Genomic DNA, 16213 nt, shown 5'->3' on the forward strand with positions numbered 1-16213 from the left:
GGTTCCTTAGCTGCCCCAGGAGTCACGCAGGGTGACGGTGCGGTTGAACACCGGGCGACCCGGCTGGCTGTCCTTGAGGTCGGCGCAGAAGTAGCCTTCGCGCTCGAACTGGAAGCGGTCCTCAGGCTGCGCCTGGCCCAGCGATGGCTCGGCGCGGCAGCCGGTCAGCACTTGCAGCGAATCCGGGTTGATGTTGTCGAGGAAGCTGCCGCCGTCTTCGGTCTTCTCCGGGTTGGCGGAGCGGAACAGGCGGTCGTACAGGCGCACTTCGCACTCGACGCTGCCTTCGGCCGGCACCCAGTGGATCACGCCCTTGACCTTGCGGCCTTCCGGGTTCTTGCCCAGGGTGTCCGGGTCGTACGAGCAGCGCAGCTCGACGATGTTGCCGTCGGCATCCTTGATCGCCTCGTCGGCGCGGATCACGTAGCTGCCGCGCAGGCGCACCTCACCGGCCGGCTCCAGGCGCTTGTAACCCTTCGGCGGCTCTTCCATGAAGTCGTCGCGGTCGATGTACAGCTCGCGGGCGAACGGCAGCACGCGCACGCCCATGTCTTCCTTCGGATGGCGCGGCAGTTCGAGCTGCTCGACCTGGCCCTGCGGGTAGTTGGTGATGACCACCTTCAGCGGGCGCAGCACGCACATGGCGCGTGGCGCGGTGCGGTCAAGGTCGTCACGGATGCTGAATTCGAGCATCGACATGTCGACCACGCCATCGGAACGGTTGGTACCGATCATTTCGCAGAAGTTGCGGATCGAGGCCGGCGTATAGCCGCGGCGGCGGAAGCCAGACAGGGTCGACATGCGCGGGTCGTCCCAGGCACTGACGTGCTTCTCGTCCACCAGCTGCTTGAGCTTGCGCTTGGAGGTGATGGTGTAGTTCAGGTTCAGGCGGCTGAACTCGTACTGGCGCGGGTGCGCCGGTACCGGCAGGTTGTCGAGGAACCAGTCGTACAGTGGGCGGTGGCCTTCGAACTCGAGGGTGCAGATCGAGTGGGTGATGCCTTCGATGGCGTCCGACTGCCCGTGGGTGAAGTCGTAGTTAGGGTAGATGCACCACTTGTCACCGGTCTGGTGGTGGTGGGCATGGCGGATGCGGTAGAGGATCGGGTCGCGCAGGTTCATGTTCGGCGACGCCATGTCGATCTTGGCACGCAGCACGCGCTCGCCATCCTTGAACTCGCCGGCCTTCATGCGCGCGAACAGGTCGAGGTTCTCCTCGACGCCGCGCTCGCGGAACGGGCTGTTCTTGCCGGGCTCGGTCAGGCTGCCACGGTATTCCTTGGCCTGATCAGGGGTCAGGTCGCAGACATAGGCCTTGCCACGCTTGATCAGCTCAACGGCCCAGTCGTGCAGCTGGTCGAAGTAGTTGGAGGCATAACGCACCTCGCCGGCCCAGTCGAAGCCCAGCCATTTCACATCGCGCTGGATGGCGTCGATGTATTCCTGGTCTTCCTTGGCCGGGTTGGTGTCATCGAAGCGCAGGTGGCAGACGCCGCCGAACTCCTTGGCCAGGCCGAAGTTGACACAGATCGACTTGGCGTGGCCGATGTGCAGGTAGCCATTGGGCTCCGGCGGGAAGCGGGTGACGATGCTGCTGTGCTTGCCCGAGTCCAGGTCGGCCTGGATGATCGGCCGCAGGAAGTTCGCAGGGACAGCGGGGGCGCCTTTGGCAGCGGCGTTGGGCGCGTTGTCGGCAGTGGGCTTGCTCATAGGATCCTTGAATGCACGTGTCCGGCCTGGGTAGGCCGATTGAATCAAAGGGCCTATCATAGCCGAAGCAGTCAAGCTGCTGACAGCCGGGCACCGATAAACTGGCGCGATTTATCGCGATCCATGCAAAATGGCCGCTGCGCGCCATGAACCATGAACATGTGTCGCGGTTGCCCGATCCTGCGTCAGGTGACTAAACGCGCCCTGCGCACCCTATTCCCGTATGCCTTGAAAGAGCGAATTTCAGCATGTCCAAAGTCAAACTGACCACCAACCACGGCGACATCGTTCTGCAACTGAACGCCGAAAAAGCGCCGCTGACCACCGAGAACTTCGTTCAGTACGTCAAGGACGGCCACTACGACGGCACCGTTTTCCACCGTGTGATCAAGGGCTTCATGATTCAGGGCGGCGGTTTCGAAGCCGGCATGAACCAGAAGAAGACCCGTGCCAGCATCCAGAACGAAGCCGACAACGGCCTGAAGAACACCAAGTACAGCATTGCCATGGCCCGCACCATGGAGCCGCACTCCGCCTCGGCGCAGTTCTTCATCAACGCCGCCGACAACGACTTCCTCAACCACAGCAGCAAGAACGTACAGGGTTGGGGCTACGCCGTGTTCGGCGAAGTGACCGAAGGCCGTGAAATCGTCGATTCGATCGAAAAAGTTGCCACCGGCTCCAAGGCTGGCCACCAGGACGTGCCGAAAGACGACGTGATCATCGAGAAAGCCGAGATCATTGAGTGATCCTGCTGATCTCCGATCTGCACCTGCAAGAAGAACGCCCGGACATCACCCGGGCGTTTCTTGATCTGCTCGACGGCCGCGCCCGTCACGCCAAGGCGTTGTACATCCTCGGTGATTTTTTTGAAGCGTGGATCGGCGACGACGCCATGACACCGTTCCAGCAGTCGATCTGCCAGGCCTTGCGCCAGCTCAGCGACAGCGGCACGGCGATCTACCTGATGCATGGCAACCGCGACTTCCTGATTGGCCAGGGCTTCTGCACGGCCGCTGGCTGCACACTGCTGGCCGACCCGAGCGTGATCGAGCTGGGCGGTGAACAGGTGCTGCTGATGCACGGCGACACGTTGTGCACCCGCGACCTGGCCTACATGAAGATGCGCCGTTACCTGCGCAACCCGGTCAGCCTGTGGATCCTTCGGCACCTGCCGCTGGCCACCCGGCAGAAACTGGCACGCAAGCTGCGTAGCGAAAGCCGTGCGCAAACGCGCATGAAGGCCACCGAAATCGTTGACGTCACGCCGGAAGAAGTGCCGAAGGTAATGGCGGCCCATGGCGTGCGCACGCTCGTGCATGGCCACACCCACCGGCCGGCGATTCACAAGCTGGTGGTGGAAGGCGAACCGGCCCGGCGCATCGTGCTGGGGGATTGGGACCGACGGGGCTGGACCCTGCAGGTCGATGGGCAAGGCTTTGCCCTGGAGCCGTTCGAGTTCTCCTGAAAGTCCATTCCAACTTCTTCGCGGGTAAACCCGCTCCCACAAGTACCGCACAAAAGCTACAGGCGGTGCGATACCTGTGGGAGCGGGTTTACCCGCGAAGAGGCCGGAGCAGGTTAGCGTCTCAAGGCCGGCTGGCCACCGCTCCTTCGTCCCGCTCACTGATCACATACTGCCGATACGCCGGGTCCGCCTTGATCTGCGCCTCGGTGAACGGCATCGCCGCCAGCTGCTTGGCCGAAAACGCCTTGGTCTGGTCGCTGAAATGCGCCGAGCCCGCTTCGCTGGACTGGGAGAAGGCCAGCAACCCACGTGCCTGTGGCCCGTCCTCAGTGAAACTGACAAGCTGCAGATAGCTGGTACCGCTGACCACCAGGCGCTTGCCCGGCCCGTGCGGCACGCTGAACATCGCGTTATACACCCCAAGCTGCTGCGGCCCGCCCGGCACCGGCGTGCCATCGGCAGCCTGCTGGATCTGCCCCCAACGGCTGCCCTCCTCCACACCGGCCTTGGCCACTTGCTGCAACGACACCAAGGCCGCTTCGCGCAGCAGCTTGCGTACTGCCGCCTGCTCAACCGCCAGGCCACGCGGGGTGTGCTGCGGGTCTGCCGGGTCGAAAGCCACGCGCCAGCTTTGCGGGTGCCTGGCCATGGCCTCGACCACGTTCTGGAAATGCACCAGGCCGACACCACTGTCCACATCCGCCTTGCCATTCCAGGCTGCGAGGCTGACGCACACGGCCTGCACGTCGGCCTCAGCCCCTTTGCACCACTGCAGCAGGTCGGGCAGCACCAGGCGGGCAAGGTAAACGTCGTCATCGAGCACCATGCGCTGCAAGTCGTCGACACCCAGCTTGGCGTTGCCTTGCAGGCGCTCAAGGGCAAAACGCCCGCGCATGCCCAGCGGCTGGTCGCTGCGACTGATCAACGGCGAGAAGCCGGTCAACGGCTGGGCCGGGTTGGCCATCCAGGCCGGGTCGTTGGAGTTCTGCACAAAGTCGCTGCGCTCCAGGCTCGGTAGCATTCGCGCCGGGAAGATGCCAGGCTGCGCGGCCTGCGCATCGACCTTCCACTGGCAGGCGCTGCGCGACCCGTCCAGTACCACCAAAGGGCCTTGCGCCGCCGGGTTGCTGCAGGCGCTGAGCAGCTGTTGATCGACAAAAGGCACCACCGACTGGTTCAGGTACAGCGCCTTGCCTGCGGCATCGACGGCAAGGGTGTTGACCCACGGGATGCCCTGCAACTGCTCGACGGACCCTTTCAGGGCCGCCAGGCTGTCGGCACGATTGATGCGGTACCACTGTTGCAGCACGCGCGTGTTGTCCAGGTTGGCATCGCGCAGGCTATAGGCTGCCTGGGTGTCCCAGTCCAGGCGCCCCGGCCATTGCACCACCGGCCCGAAACGGGAGCTGTAGACCTGGCGCTCGATCTGGCTGAGGGTGCCATCGGTGGCCTTGACCGTGACGCTCACGGTCTGCCGTGCCATAGGGATGGACTTGCCATCCTGCAGGTAATGGGTCGGATCCTTGGGGTCCAACTGCAAGCGATACAGGGTGAAGTGCGTCGAGGTATCCACCGTGTGGGTCCAGGCCAGGTGGCGGTTGAAGCCGATGTTCACCAGTGGCAGGCCAGGCAAAGCGGCCCCCATCACATCCAGCTTGCCCGGGATGGTCAGCTGCATCTGGTAAAAACGCATGCCACCCATCCACGGGAAGTGCGGGTTGGCCAGCAACAGGCCGCGGCCATTGGCCGAGCGTTGCGCCCCCACCGCCACCGCGTTGCTGCCGCGCTCTGAGGCGAAGCGCTGCTGCTGGGCCAGTGCCACGTCAAAGGCAGGGGTTGCTCGCTGGGCACCCAGCCTGGGCGGCTGGGCGCCCGCCAGCGCTTCGGCGAACTGGCCCACGCCCCCTTCAGCCAGCAGGCGACGGGTCAGTTTGACCAGGTCCTGGCTGGTGATCGGTCGTACCCACAGGCCGTCGCCGCATTCCGCAGGCAGGCCTTGCTTGCGCCGCTCGGCCAAGGCGCGGTTGAAGCCGCTGGCATAACCTCCCAGCAATTCGCGCACCTGCGCTGGCTGCGCCTGCATGAAGCCAGTGACTGCCGCCGGCGTATTGAGCCAGGTGAAGAACAGGTCACTGGCGAGGTTGTCGCGTTGTTCGAGGGTCTTGGCCTGGGCGCCGAAATAGCGCGAGCGCTCACCGTTGACCGTCAGTACTTCGTTGGCCAGCAGGCAAAGGTTGTCCTGGGCATAGGCATAGCCAATGCCATACCCCAGGCCGCGCTCATCCTTGGCGACGATATGCGGCACACCAAAACTGGTGCGACGGATCTGCGCACTGGCATCAGCGCCGGTTTCCCGCGCCTGCACGGCTACGCTGGAGGCGACCAGGGCAGCCGCCAGGCTGGCACAGGTCAAGGGACGCGAAATTGACAACACGGGCATTCCTCGGATTCAGGGATCATTCCCGATCAAACGAATGGCTGGATGAAAATTTTACGCGCAGTGGCGCCGCAAACCGTCTTCAAGAAACACCGGCAAAAATTTTACAGCCAGAGGCTGCAGTTTTGCCGTGCTCATTCGTCCTAATCAGTGAGCCACCCATATTTCGGGACAGTCCACGAAAAGGAGCATTCACATGTACGACCCGCAACCCTCATTGCAGACCGGGTGCATTCCGGGCCAGGCGGCCAACGGCGCGGCCGCTTGTGTGGACGAGCGCACCGGCAACGAGCAGATTCGCGAACTGCTGCGCAACTACGGCCTGCGCACCAGCCTCATTCGCCTGAAGGTGATCGATGCGCTATACAACGCAGACCGCACCGGGCGCAGCATCGGCGTGCGCGGCGTACATGCGCAACTGGAGCAACTGGACATACCGTTGTCGTTCCTGAGCGTGCGCGAGGTACTCAAACGGCTGTGCACGGAGGGGGTGATCAGCCTTGGCAGCGACAAGTGCTACAGCCTCAAGCCCGAGGCACGCGCCGTGCTTGAACAGCCTTCGCCACGCTGATTGCAGACCGCCTGACGCTGCCGGCGGGCAGGCGTCAGGGCTTGACCTTGCGCCGCAGAATCCCGTTGATCACGACCACGACCACGGCAATCGCGATGGCCAGCATCTGGAAGGTCTGCTCACTGATCGTGCCTTGCTTCTGCAGATGCGACAGGCCCAGCATGAGGCCCAGCACCACCAGGATGATCAGAAGCGAATATTTGAGGCGCTGCACGTGTGTCATCGAAAAATCCTTCAACTCGGGGGTATTTGCTCATAACGAGCGGCGACAATGATACAACGTCGACGCCTTGCAGCGCTGTATTTCCTGCTTAGCGTGGCACGGCATGCCTGAAAGCATCGGGTTTCCTCAATCCATGCTGGAGGCACCATGCACAGGTTCGCGCTGCTCGTCATACTGGTCACGCCATCACTTCCCATTCAGGCCCTCGACACCGGCCAGGCGCCGCCTGAGCAATTGCTCAAGCTAGGTGACCAACTGGCTACCCATGCTGGCAGCAGCCAGTGGCAACAACTGTGGCAAAGAAGCCGCGCAGCCGGGCACCTGCAAGCAAGGCCCGGTCATCCCTATTTCACCATCCCGCAGCGCTTTCTGCCCGCACTGGCTCGCCAGGCGCTGGCACAGGCGGATCAGGTCGAACCCCTGGGCAAAACCGTCGCCCGCTATCGGCGGACCTATCCCGACCGGGTCATCGGCATGCTTGATAACCAGCCATTGAACAGCCTCTGCCTGGACATAGACTGGCGCACCCTGCCAAACGGGCAATCGGATAACGCCCATGCCTATCTCTCAAGTGCAAGCCTGCTGAACAGCTATCCGTGTGAATAAGGGTATGGGCACTAATTAGCGCGATGGAAATGCAACCCAACGAGCAATCGGGCCTGCAAAGCAGCGTTGACGCAACGTCCTACATCGCGCGACATCGTTGCCTGCAAGCCCCGCTCACAAAAACTACACCTGGCAGCCCACTTGGCGCCTAGCAGCAACATTCGGCGCTCACCGAGAATTCCTCCATGCCAATGACAGGCATCGCGCTCCATCCACCGCGAGGAAGTCTCATATGGAACTGCCAGATCTCACATCCATCGACATCGGCCAGTTACCGCATTCGTTGCAGGCCCTGATCGAATGCATCGGCCTTGAAAACGCCTACCAGCTGACCTGCGCCTACGGCGGCAGGCCCAAGTACATCCCCAAGCACCGAGCGCGCACCAAACTCGCCGAGGTGCTGCCGGCGGACGCACTCGACGCCCTGATCAAGCGATTTGCCGGCGTGGCCCTGGAAATACCCAAGGCCGATCATTTCCTGCGGCAATTGCGCAATCTGCAAATCCAGAAAGAAAGCGCCGAAGGTTTGTCTCGCAGCCTGCTCGCCAACAAGTATGGGTTGAGCCTGCGACAGATTGGCAACATCCGGCGCCAGGAACATGGCGCTCGCTGATCAAGCAGGCAGCGACGAACAAAGACGCTGTCGAACACTTTAATACCCACGCGAGGATATACCCATGATAGACAAAAGCCTTATCGGCTCCGTGATCAACTCGTTGCCCATGGATAAAATGATTGCTGCGCCTTTGCAGGCGATGATCAAGGCTCAGGTGAGTGCGAGCAAATCCTACGCCGACTTCCTGATGCAAGTGTGTATTCGGGATGGCAAGGCAGTCGCCATTCAGTTCGATTACGACGAAACGATCGTCAATGAGCAAGGCGAATACCAAGGTGTTGTCAGCAAAACCATGAAGGTGCCCCTGCTGGCCGCCATCACCCACCCGAATATCTCAATCATGGAGGGTAATGTAGAGTTCGAACTGACAATCAACCAGTTTGCCGAAGACAAGAGCAACAGCACAAAAGAAGGCAGCCTGGAAGGCAAAGTGGGATGGGGACCGTTCAGCGTCAGCGTGAAGGGCAGCATCAGTAACCATTCCGAGCAAACACGCAAAACCGACACGACTGCCCGTTATAAGTTCAATACCCGCATCGCGCGCCAGGAACCGCCTGAGGCGATGATGAAAGTTATTGATTTCCTGGTAAGCGCAAGTACTAAACCGGTCGTGGTCAAAGGTGACGAAGCACCGCGCAGTCTCGAAAAGATCTCCGACGCTGACGTTCTGAAGATCGACCATGCCGCGGCGGCGAATACCGCAGCACCGGCCAATGCAAATACGACAGCGCCTTGAGCCACTGCGTCATTACCCCCGTCGCCCACGACGGGGGAGCTTACGGAAAAGAGGAAACACTGAGTGGACACGTCACCCTCCCCCATGACCTCGCTTGACCTGCGCGATATCACTCGCGGCCTGCAAGAGGCTGCGGCGGCGACCAACAGCCTGATCGCGCAGCAGTATATAAACCTCTTCGACCAATTTTTTGATTTCGATGATCAGGCGCTGGGTGCCCCAATGAGGGCAAAGATGGTAGAGGTCGCCATGGACGACTTCCATATCATGCGTGTGCCCCTCTTTGCACTGGTCTCCCCCAAAGGGCTGGCACTTGAACGCATGCAGGTCGACTTGTCGGTTCGTGTCAAAGGCACCGATGTAATGCAGGACCTGGACGCAGCAGCGGAGAAAAACCCCGCTGCAAACTTCAAGGTTTCCATCGGCGCACAGGGCCGCCAAGGTGAAGCGCGCGACCCTGACGAAGTGCAGATTCGCATGCAATTCCAGGCATGCGAGCCTCCTGAAGCACTGAACAGGCTGATCGAGCAGTACACCAACATGATCATTCCTGTACGCACCACCCCCACCCCTCCACCCAGTGACAGCAATGAATTCATCGAGGCCGCCACCGTACGCTGACGCGGCCTCAGAAGTCTCGCTTGTAGAAAATATCCAGGGAGCTCGCCAGCCCGCTGGCAGCCTCCAGATAGACCTTCTTGCTCAACTTGTAACGCAGCGCAATGGTATTGGCCGGCTCGAACACCCCGACCCCGTAGCGCAAGCTGAGCTTCTCGGTCAGATTGCCACTGGCGACTACGCTGGTACTGTTGCCAGAGCCTTCGGTGTCCAGCTGGAAGTCATCGATCCCCAGGCCCGATGCCAGGCTGCCGGTAATCCCGGCACTGCCCGCCAGGCCCAGGCCCAATGCCGCTTCGGCAAGCATGTTGTTATCCTCACCCGAAGTCCCCAGCGGGCGCCCGAGCACCAGGTACGACAACGCCTGCTCCTGGCTCATGGCCGGTTCCGAGAACACCGCGGTGGTCGGCTGCTCGGCGCTGCCGCTCAGGCGGATACCGGCAATTACATCGTCGACCTTGCGGATGGCCTCGATGTCCAGATAAGGCTGGTCGATCGGCCCGGCAAACAGCAGCCGTGCGCGGCGAATGGTCAGCCGCTGGCCATAGGCACGGTAGCGCCCATCGGCCAGGCTCAGTTCGCCGCGGGTGTCCATGTTGTCGCCAATGTGCACATGGCCAAGCAGGTTGGCAGTCAGGCCGAAACCGCTAAACGACAGCGTGTCCTGCCCCACGACCACGTCGATGTCCATGGCCATCGCCATCGGCGGCTTGCCCTCTTCGGTCTGGTGGCCGACGATGACCGTGTCATCCGAGACCTTGACGGTCGAGGGTGGCAGTTCGCGCACAACGATCTTGCCCTTGGGCACCAGCACCTTGCCGGTCACCGCCAGCTTGTCGTCGATCAGGCGCAGGGTCAGGTCTGGAGCGACGTCAAGTGTGGCGTAGGGCTCGACGGTCACAGGCAGCTGCTGGCCTTGCAGACGCAGGTCCATGCCCAGTGCCTGGCCCCAGGTCAGGTGACCGTTGAGCTGGCCCCGCCCGGCTTCCCCGCTGCGCCAGCCGCCGTTGAGCTGCACCTGTTCGCCAGCGATCAAGGCCTGCAGCGACAGGTCCTGCAGGCTGACCGGCAGCTCGGCACCACTGATCTCGCCACCACTGAGCGTCAGGTTGCCGTTGACCTGTGGCGCCAGCAAGGTGCCGGTCAAGCGGCCACTGCCATTCAACTGCCCGGCCAGGCGTTCGACCATCGGCACGAACGGACGGGCAATCGACACGTCCAGCCCGGCGAGGCGGAAGTCGCCTGACAGCGGCTTGTTCTTGCCCAACGGGTCGAGGCGCGTGTTCAGGCTCAGCTCACCCAGGCGTTCACCGCGAAAATCCAGGCGCGTATCGACCCGGCGTGGCGCCAGGGTGCTGTCCAGGCGCAAGGCCTGATAAGGGAAGTCGATCCAGCGGCCCTTGTCACGAACGCGCAACGTTCCGCCACTGGCATCGACACGGATGTTGCCCTTCGGGCCGCTGGCCGGAACATCGAGGTTCACATCGGCATTGAGCATGCCTTGCCAGGCGAAGTCCTTCGGCAGCCATTGCGCCAGGCTATCCAGCGGAAACTGCTTGAGGTGATAGCGCAGACGCGGCTCGGGCGCCAGCCGTTGGTCCTCGCCGCACAGGCTGGCCTGGCCTGAGCGCCAGCAGTGGGCACCAAAATCCACTTGGCCACTGGCCAGCCGCTGCAAGCGCGCCGGTGACTGCAGCTGCCAGTCCTGGCCACCGGCCTGGATCCTGCCGCTGGCCAGGCGACCACGCCAGTCACCCTTGCTCAGCTGGCCATCCAGGCCGAGGTCGAGCTTGAGTTGCGGGCCGTTCAGGGCCAAGCTCAGCGCCTGCTGGCGGATATCACCCTTGCCGTTGGCCTGCAAGGTGCCCAGCACCGTGTCCCCCAGGCGGATGCCGCTGGCCTTGAGGTCGATCACACCCCGTTGGGCGCTGTCCAGACGCCCCTCCAGCTCGAGCCGCTGGAGGTGATTTTCTTCTTGCGCCAGTTGCTGGCCCTGCAGGGTCAGGTTGCCTTGCGGCGCGCTCAGCGTGCCGCTGACGTCCAGGCGCCCCTTGACCTGCCCTTGCAGCCTCGGCCACAGCTGACCGAGCCGCGGCAGATCGAGGTCGACGCGCCCGGCCAGGCGCTGCTGCAGGCTACCGCTGCCGTTGATACGGTTATCGCCCAGTTGCACAGCTAGGGCGCCGAGCGTCCAGGTCTGCCCGGCACCTTGTGCCTCGACCTTGAGCACCGCCGGCTGCCCGCGCAGGCGCCCCTTGAGGTCGAGCTGGGCATCCAGGCTGAGCTGTTCGCCCTTCATTTCGCCCTGGCTGCGCAAAGGCCCGGCCAGGGTGCCGGGCAACTCCGCGAGCCAGTACGCAGGGTCCAGCGCTGACAACTGCAGGTCGACGTCCCAGGCCAGCGTATCGGCAAAGCGCACGGCGACGCTGCCCACCGCCTTGCCCTGCCCGGCCGCCAGCGACAGCTGCGGCAGGCGCACCTGGCCCAGGTCACCTTGGAACGGGCTGGCCAGGGTGAATGCACCTGCCGGGCCGTCGAGGTCACCGTTGAAGGTGCCTTGGTAGTTGCCATCCTGATAGTGGACCTGGGCACTGAAACGCTTGAGGGTAACCTGCGGCGGTGTATCCAGCGGATACAGGCGCAACCATGGAAAATCCTGCCAATCCAGTTGGGCGTCGGCCTTCAGTGCCTGCTGCCAGTCCGCGCTGGCCTGCAGCTTGACGCGCTGGGTGTCGCTGGCTGTCAGGTCCAGGCCATCCAGTTTGGCGCCCTTGGCGTCCACCTTGCCAGTCAGCGCCAGTGCGATCGGTGCCTGTTCGGCCGGCAGGCTGGCACTACCTGACAGTTGATAGCCCTTGAGGAGGTCGCCCTGGGCGTCCAGCACAAGCTGGTTGAACTGCAACGTGTCGGGCAACGAGGACGTTGGTTTGAATGCGTCGGCGCGTATCTGCAGCTTTGCCGGCAAGTGTTCGGCCAGGGCTTGCACCGTCCCGTTCAGGCGGGCATCCAGGTAGCCGCTGCTGGTGCCGTCGAGGGTAAGGGCTTTCTGCAATTCACCCTTGGCGGTCAGCGCCAGTTGCCAGGTCTTGCCCTCCACCGCTGGCAACTGCACCTGGCCTTGAAGTTGTACCGGCCAATCGCCCTCAGGCTGCACATCGCCCTGCACGTGCACACGCAAATCGTCACGTTGCAACTGCAGGCTGTCGATGCGCAGGCCGCTCGCTGTCCAGTGCGCCGCCAGGTGCAGATCGCCAAGCAGATCACTGCCATCCAGGCGCAACTGCCCTACCTTCACCTCGCCGACCTCGATCGCCACCGGCAAGCGCAGCGCGGGTAACTGTAGCGGACCACTGTCGGCCGGTTGATCGCTTGGCGCGAAGGCCATGTCGACCCGCTGAGCCTGTAACTGGTCGATACACAGCGTGGCGCGCAGGAGACAAGCGGGAGACCAGCTCAGTATCGGCGCCTGCATCTGCACCGTGTTGCCGCCGTCGATCCAGCGCAACTGGCTGGCCTGCCAGGTACCTGCCAAACGGCCCTGGAAATTCTCGATGGTCAGCCCTGGCACCCGGCCGAGAACCCAGCGGCTGCCGCCTTCGGTACCCAACAACAGCCCCAGCGCGAGGGCCACCAGCAGCACACTGCCGAGCACGCCCGCCAGAATGAATCTCAACACACGCATCACAGCTCGGGCCCCATGGAGAAGTGCAGGCGAATACCGCCGTCATCATCGAGCGCCTTGGCCAGGTCCAGGCGCAGCGGCCCTACCGGCGAAACCCAGCGCACGCCAAAGCCGACCCCGGTCTTGAGGCTGGGCAGTTCCAGCGTATTGAACGCGTTGCCCTGATCGATGAAGGTTGCCACCCGCCATTTTTCGGCCAGTGAATACTGGTACTCGACACTCCCCGCGACCAGGTAGCGCCCGCCGATGCGGTCACCGTCGCTGTTTTTCGGCGAGAGCGTCTGGTAGTCGTAGCCGCGCACGCTCTGGTCACCACCGGCGAAAAAGCGCAGCGACGGCGGAATGTTGTTCTTGTAGCCGTTGGTGGCACTGCCACCGAACTGCACCCGGCCGAGGAAACGGTGATTGTGGCCGAGCGTAGTCAGGCCCTTGAGCAGGACATTGCCATGCAACAGGTTGGTATCGGACACCAGCCCTTCCTTGGCCACCTGGGTGTCGAACTGCAAGCGGTAGCCGTTGTGCGGGTCGATGCGGTTGTCACTGCGCAGGTAGGAAAAGCTCACGCCCGGCATCAACAGATTGCTAAGCCCCGAGTCATCGCCCAGGCGATACTCTTCGCGCTGGTACTTGAGCGAGACCACCCGCTGCCAGCCGCTGGCCAGTTTGCTGTGCCACTCCGGGCCGACGGTCAGCAACTTGCTGAGGGTGTCGGTGCCGGCGATTTCCTCGTTCTGGTACCCACCGGCGAAGCGCAGCTTGTCGGTCAAGGGTGGATCGAGCGGCACGTCGTACCACAGGCCCACGTTCTGCCGCGGTGCCGAAAGCTCGGTTTCCCAGCCATAACTGTGGCCTTGCGGATTCACCCAGTGCCGTGTCCAGTTGGCCTTGCCACGCGGCCCCACGTCAGTCGAGAAGCCCAGGCCCAGGCCCATGGTGCGCGGTTTGCGGGTGTCGAGGCGCACGTCTACCGGGATGTCTTCGCCGACTGCCGCAGTGGGCGCGGCATCGACCCGCACGCCTTCGAAATAGCCACTCGATTGCAGGTCGTTGTTGAGTTGGGCAATCAGTTCGGAGTCGTAAGGCGTGCCGGGCTTGAACGAGACCATGCGCTGCAGCAGGTCTTCGTCGAGCGGCGTATCACCACTGAATTTCACGGCCCCGAGGCGATAGCGCGGGCCACTCTGGTAAACCAGTTCGATATCGGCCACGCCGGCCTGAGGGTCGACCGCCAGGCGCTGGCGCGTGAACCGGCCACTGAAGAAGCCATAGCGCGAAGCCTGGTTCTGGATCAACCGCTTGGCATCTTCGTACACGCCATGATTGAGCTGTTCACCCGCCCGCAGGGCCTTGCTGTCGGGTATGCGAAACGCTTTCATCTCGCTGGCCGGCCCTTCGATGCGCACTGTCACGTTGCGCAGGCGCACCGGCTCGCCAGGGGCGATCTTGATGATCAGTTGCGGGTGCTGGTCGGCCTTGGCGGGCGGATTGACCTCGGTGTCGATCTGCGCCTGATAATAGCCAAGTGCCTGCGCGGCCTTGCGCGCCTGCTCCTGGGCCCCGCGACTGAAACGCAGCAGCGCTTGTTCATCGCGGTCTCCGAGGGTACCGATATAGCCTTCGACATTAGCCTTGAGCTCCTTGTTGGCGGGCTTGACCTTCACCAGCAACTCGCTCTGGCCCCACGCTGCAACACTGGCGGCCCAGAAAACCAGGCCCCAGGTAAGTCTTCCTGAATACGTCATGCGGCGCATGCTACCAGAGCCAGGCGCTCAAGGGAGGCGCCTGGCGGCACAGTTCAAGCAATTGATGACATGGATGACGCTGGATTGGGATGAAAGAACACCCTTTCCCGGATCGGCCCTACAGCCACCTCCCCTATCTCTTCGTAGCCCTGGCGCGCGTAAAAGGCCAGGTAATGCTCGTTGCCAGAGTCCAGCACCACGCCTTGGGTGTTGGGGTCCTCCGCGCACCAATCGTGAACAGCTTGTAACAATTGCTCGCCGTAGTGACAGCCTCGAAATTGCGGATGCACCCCCAGCAGCGGCAGCATGTGCACCTGCCCGCTCGGCAGGCAGCTGGCCAGCGCGGCCTGGTATTCCATGTAGCGTCGGGTACAGCGCTGGCCGGTGCCCAGCAACATGCGCAAGCGCCAGGCCCAGCTGTCGGCAACACCCAGGCGACGTTGCGGTGGGACGATCAGGGCCATGGCGATCAGGCGGTCTTCCAGCAGCAGGCCGATGGCCGGCAGCTGCAGGTAAAAATGTTGACGGACCCACTCGCGCACCATCACCCGCAACCGGCGCTCATAGCCTGGGCGCTGGGCTTCGAAGATATAGGCAAAGGTCGGTTCGTGGCGGTAGGCGTTGTACAACAACGAGCGTGCCTCACGGCTGTAGCCGTCGTCGAGGGTGCAGACACGCGCCTGGGCGGCAGCGGCTTCGAGCATGGCGGGTCGTCCTCCTGGAAAGGGCCTGTCAGTGCCTTGGAGGTGCTCCACTGCGCATCGTTCACCTCATCCAGCACGTTAGCAGTGCCAGGGCCTGGCCGCCATGCTGGTGATCATCGCCGATGTCGGCTAGCATCCGGCCTTTTACCAGGATTGTCTTTCCGATGAAGATCGTCTGTTTCAACATCAACGGCCTGCGGGCCCGCCCACACCAGCTGGCGGCGCTGATAGAAAAGCACCAGCCGGACGTGATCGGCCTGCAGGAAACCAAGGTCAGCGACGATCAGTTCCCTCTGGCCGATGTCCAGGCGCTGGGCTACCACGTGCACTACCACGGCCAGAAAGGCCACTATGGGGTCGCCCTGCTCTCGCGCCAGGCGCCATTGACCCTGTTCAAGGGCTTTGCCACGGATGAAGAAGATGCCCAGCGCCGATTCATCTGGGGCACCTTCGCCGATGCCGACGGCACCCCGATCACGATCATGAATGGCTACTTCCCACAAGGGGAAAGCCGTGACCACCCCACCAAGTTCCCAGCCAAGCAGCGCTTCTACAGCGACCTGCAAGCGTTGCTCGAAGGGCAGTTCAAGAACGACCAGCCGGTCTTGGTGATGGGCGACATGAACATCTCGCCCCAGGACTGTGACATCGGCATCGGCCCGGACAACGCCAAGCGCTGGCTGAAGACTGGCAAGTGCAGTTTCTTGCCGGAAGAGCGCGAGTGGATGGAGCGCCTCAAGGGCTGGGGCCTGGTAGACAGCTTCCGCCACCTGTACCCGGACGTAGCCGACCGCTTCAGCTGGTTCGACTACCGCAGCCGCGGCTTCGAGGATGAACCCAAGCGCGGGCTGCGCATCGACCTGATCATGGCCTCCCAGGCCCTGGTGCCGCGGATCAAGGCGGCCGGTGTGGACTATGAGTTGCGCGGGATGGAAAAGCCTTCGGACCATGCGCCGATCTGGCTGGAGTTAAGCTGAGTCTGTGTGCATGTCGGAAGGCATGTGTCGCCTGTGAGATCGAGCGCCGCCCGCGCGGCGCATCGCGGATAAATCCGCTCCTACATTTGTTGCAACGTGGCCATGTCTGTGAGGCCATGGTTG

The 16213-nt window shown here is 62.8% G+C and carries 14 protein-coding genes; 8 read left to right on the plus strand and 6 right to left on the minus strand.

The genetic code is table 11. The features are described 5' to 3' along the window. Positions 1-6: 6 nt before the first annotated feature. Positions 7-1710 (minus strand): glutamine--tRNA ligase/YqeY domain fusion protein, encoded by a 1704-nt coding sequence (locus ACQKPS_RS26380; protein ID WP_254485201.1) that lies wholly within the window; start codon positions 1708-1710, stop codon positions 7-9. A 248-nt stretch (positions 1711-1958) separates the two neighbouring features. Between ACQKPS_RS26380 and ACQKPS_RS26385 the strand changes: the two genes are divergently transcribed. Then, positions 1959-2459 carry a peptidylprolyl isomerase gene (locus tag ACQKPS_RS26385; RefSeq protein WP_254485200.1) on the plus strand — a complete coding sequence of 167 codons (501 nt, stop codon included), beginning with the start codon at positions 1959-1961 and terminating at the stop codon, positions 2457-2459. Further along, positions 2456-3178 carry a UDP-2,3-diacylglucosamine diphosphatase gene (locus ACQKPS_RS26390; protein WP_254485199.1) on the plus strand — a complete coding sequence of 241 codons (723 nt, stop codon included), beginning with the start codon at positions 2456-2458 and terminating at the stop codon, positions 3176-3178. Before ACQKPS_RS26385 ends, ACQKPS_RS26390 begins: the two co-directional genes overlap by 4 nt. Positions 3179-3299: 121 nt before the next feature. Here ACQKPS_RS26390 and ACQKPS_RS26395 read toward each other — a convergent pair whose 3' ends face one another. Continuing rightward, a complete protein-coding gene (locus ACQKPS_RS26395) occupies positions 3300-5612 on the minus strand; it encodes an acylase (protein ID WP_427606191.1) in 2313 nt (770 codons plus the stop codon). A gap of 199 nt (positions 5613-5811) precedes the next feature. Between ACQKPS_RS26395 and ACQKPS_RS26400 the strand changes: the two genes are divergently transcribed. Next, positions 5812-6186 carry a fe2+ zn2+ uptake regulation protein gene (locus tag ACQKPS_RS26400; RefSeq protein ID WP_427606193.1) on the plus strand — a complete coding sequence of 125 codons (375 nt, stop codon included), beginning with the start codon at positions 5812-5814 and terminating at the stop codon, positions 6184-6186. Positions 6187-6220: 34 nt separating this feature from the next. Here the strand turns inward: ACQKPS_RS26400 and ACQKPS_RS26405 are convergent, their stop codons facing one another. Beyond that, positions 6221-6409, minus strand: coding sequence for a hypothetical protein (locus ACQKPS_RS26405; protein ID WP_003248064.1), 189 nt, complete (start codon positions 6407-6409; stop codon positions 6221-6223). Between the two features lie 147 nt (positions 6410-6556). Here ACQKPS_RS26405 and ACQKPS_RS26410 point away from each other — a divergent pair, with 147 nt between their 5' ends. From ACQKPS_RS26410 to ACQKPS_RS26425, 4 genes are all read left to right on the plus strand, one after another. Further along, complete coding sequence (locus ACQKPS_RS26410) at positions 6557-7015, plus strand: hypothetical protein (RefSeq protein WP_427606195.1); 459 nt, start codon at positions 6557-6559, stop codon at positions 7013-7015. Between the two features lie 232 nt (positions 7016-7247). Further along, positions 7248-7628 carry a Mor transcription activator family protein gene (locus tag ACQKPS_RS26415; RefSeq protein ID WP_427606197.1) on the plus strand — a complete coding sequence of 127 codons (381 nt, stop codon included), beginning with the start codon at positions 7248-7250 and terminating at the stop codon, positions 7626-7628. A 64-nt stretch (positions 7629-7692) separates the two neighbouring features. Then, positions 7693-8367 carry a DUF2589 domain-containing protein gene (locus ACQKPS_RS26420; RefSeq protein ID WP_427606199.1) on the plus strand — a complete coding sequence of 225 codons (675 nt, stop codon included), beginning with the start codon at positions 7693-7695 and terminating at the stop codon, positions 8365-8367. 84 nt (positions 8368-8451) lie between these two features. Further along, positions 8452-8988 (plus strand): DUF2589 domain-containing protein, encoded by a 537-nt coding sequence (locus ACQKPS_RS26425; RefSeq protein ID WP_427606207.1) that lies wholly within the window; start codon positions 8452-8454, stop codon positions 8986-8988. Positions 8989-8995: 7 nt separating this feature from the next. Here the strand turns inward: ACQKPS_RS26425 and ACQKPS_RS26430 are convergent, their stop codons facing one another. The 3 genes from ACQKPS_RS26430 to ACQKPS_RS26440 are packed head-to-tail and all read right to left on the minus strand — an operon-like array spanning position 8996 to position 15113. Continuing rightward, positions 8996-12667, minus strand: coding sequence for a translocation/assembly module TamB domain-containing protein (locus ACQKPS_RS26430; protein WP_427606201.1), 3672 nt, complete (start codon positions 12665-12667; stop codon positions 8996-8998). After that, entirely contained in the window at positions 12667-14409 is a 1743-nt protein-coding gene (locus ACQKPS_RS26435) for an autotransporter assembly complex protein TamA (protein WP_427606209.1), read from the minus strand. Before ACQKPS_RS26435 ends, ACQKPS_RS26430 begins: the two co-directional genes overlap by 1 nt. A 53-nt stretch (positions 14410-14462) precedes the next feature. Beyond that, complete coding sequence (locus ACQKPS_RS26440; protein WP_427606203.1) at positions 14463-15113, minus strand: GNAT family N-acetyltransferase; 651 nt, start codon at positions 15111-15113, stop codon at positions 14463-14465. 164 nt (positions 15114-15277) lie between these two features. Here ACQKPS_RS26440 and xthA point away from each other — a divergent pair, with 164 nt between their 5' ends. Beyond that, positions 15278-16090, plus strand: a complete 813-nt coding sequence (gene xthA / locus ACQKPS_RS26445; RefSeq protein WP_427606205.1) for an exodeoxyribonuclease III — start codon at positions 15278-15280, stop codon at positions 16088-16090. Positions 16091-16213 lie beyond the last annotated feature (123 nt).

The sequence above is a fragment of the Pseudomonas sp. NPDC086566 genome (genome assembly GCF_050280885.1).
Classification (GTDB): Bacteria; Pseudomonadota; Gammaproteobacteria; order Pseudomonadales; family Pseudomonadaceae; genus Aquipseudomonas; species Aquipseudomonas vlassakiae.

Excerpts from the sequence above, each read along its gene's own strand:
- ACQKPS_RS26420 (WP_427606199.1), top strand. The coding sequence starts at position 7,693 with ATGATAGACAAAAGCCTTATCGGCTCCGTGATCAACTCGTTGCCCATG.
- ACQKPS_RS26430 (WP_427606201.1), bottom strand. The coding sequence starts at position 12,667 with ATGCGTGTGTTGAGATTCATTCTGGCGGGCGTGCTCGGCAGTGTGCTG.
- ACQKPS_RS26405 (WP_003248064.1), bottom strand. The coding sequence starts at position 6,409 with ATGACACACGTGCAGCGCCTCAAATATTCGCTTCTGATCATCCTGGTG.
- ACQKPS_RS26380 (WP_254485201.1), bottom strand. The coding sequence starts at position 1,710 with ATGAGCAAGCCCACTGCCGACAACGCGCCCAACGCCGCTGCCAAAGGC.
- ACQKPS_RS26400 (WP_427606193.1), top strand. The coding sequence starts at position 5,812 with ATGTACGACCCGCAACCCTCATTGCAGACCGGGTGCATTCCGGGCCAG.
- ACQKPS_RS26410 (WP_427606195.1), top strand. The coding sequence starts at position 6,557 with ATGCACAGGTTCGCGCTGCTCGTCATACTGGTCACGCCATCACTTCCC.
- ACQKPS_RS26415 (WP_427606197.1), top strand. The coding sequence starts at position 7,248 with ATGGAACTGCCAGATCTCACATCCATCGACATCGGCCAGTTACCGCAT.
- ACQKPS_RS26440 (WP_427606203.1), bottom strand. The coding sequence starts at position 15,113 with ATGCTCGAAGCCGCTGCCGCCCAGGCGCGTGTCTGCACCCTCGACGAC.
- ACQKPS_RS26385 (WP_254485200.1), top strand. The coding sequence starts at position 1,959 with ATGTCCAAAGTCAAACTGACCACCAACCACGGCGACATCGTTCTGCAA.
- ACQKPS_RS26435 (WP_427606209.1), bottom strand. The coding sequence starts at position 14,409 with ATGACGTATTCAGGAAGACTTACCTGGGGCCTGGTTTTCTGGGCCGCC.
- xthA (WP_427606205.1), top strand. The coding sequence starts at position 15,278 with ATGAAGATCGTCTGTTTCAACATCAACGGCCTGCGGGCCCGCCCACAC.
- ACQKPS_RS26425 (WP_427606207.1), top strand. The coding sequence starts at position 8,452 with ATGACCTCGCTTGACCTGCGCGATATCACTCGCGGCCTGCAAGAGGCT.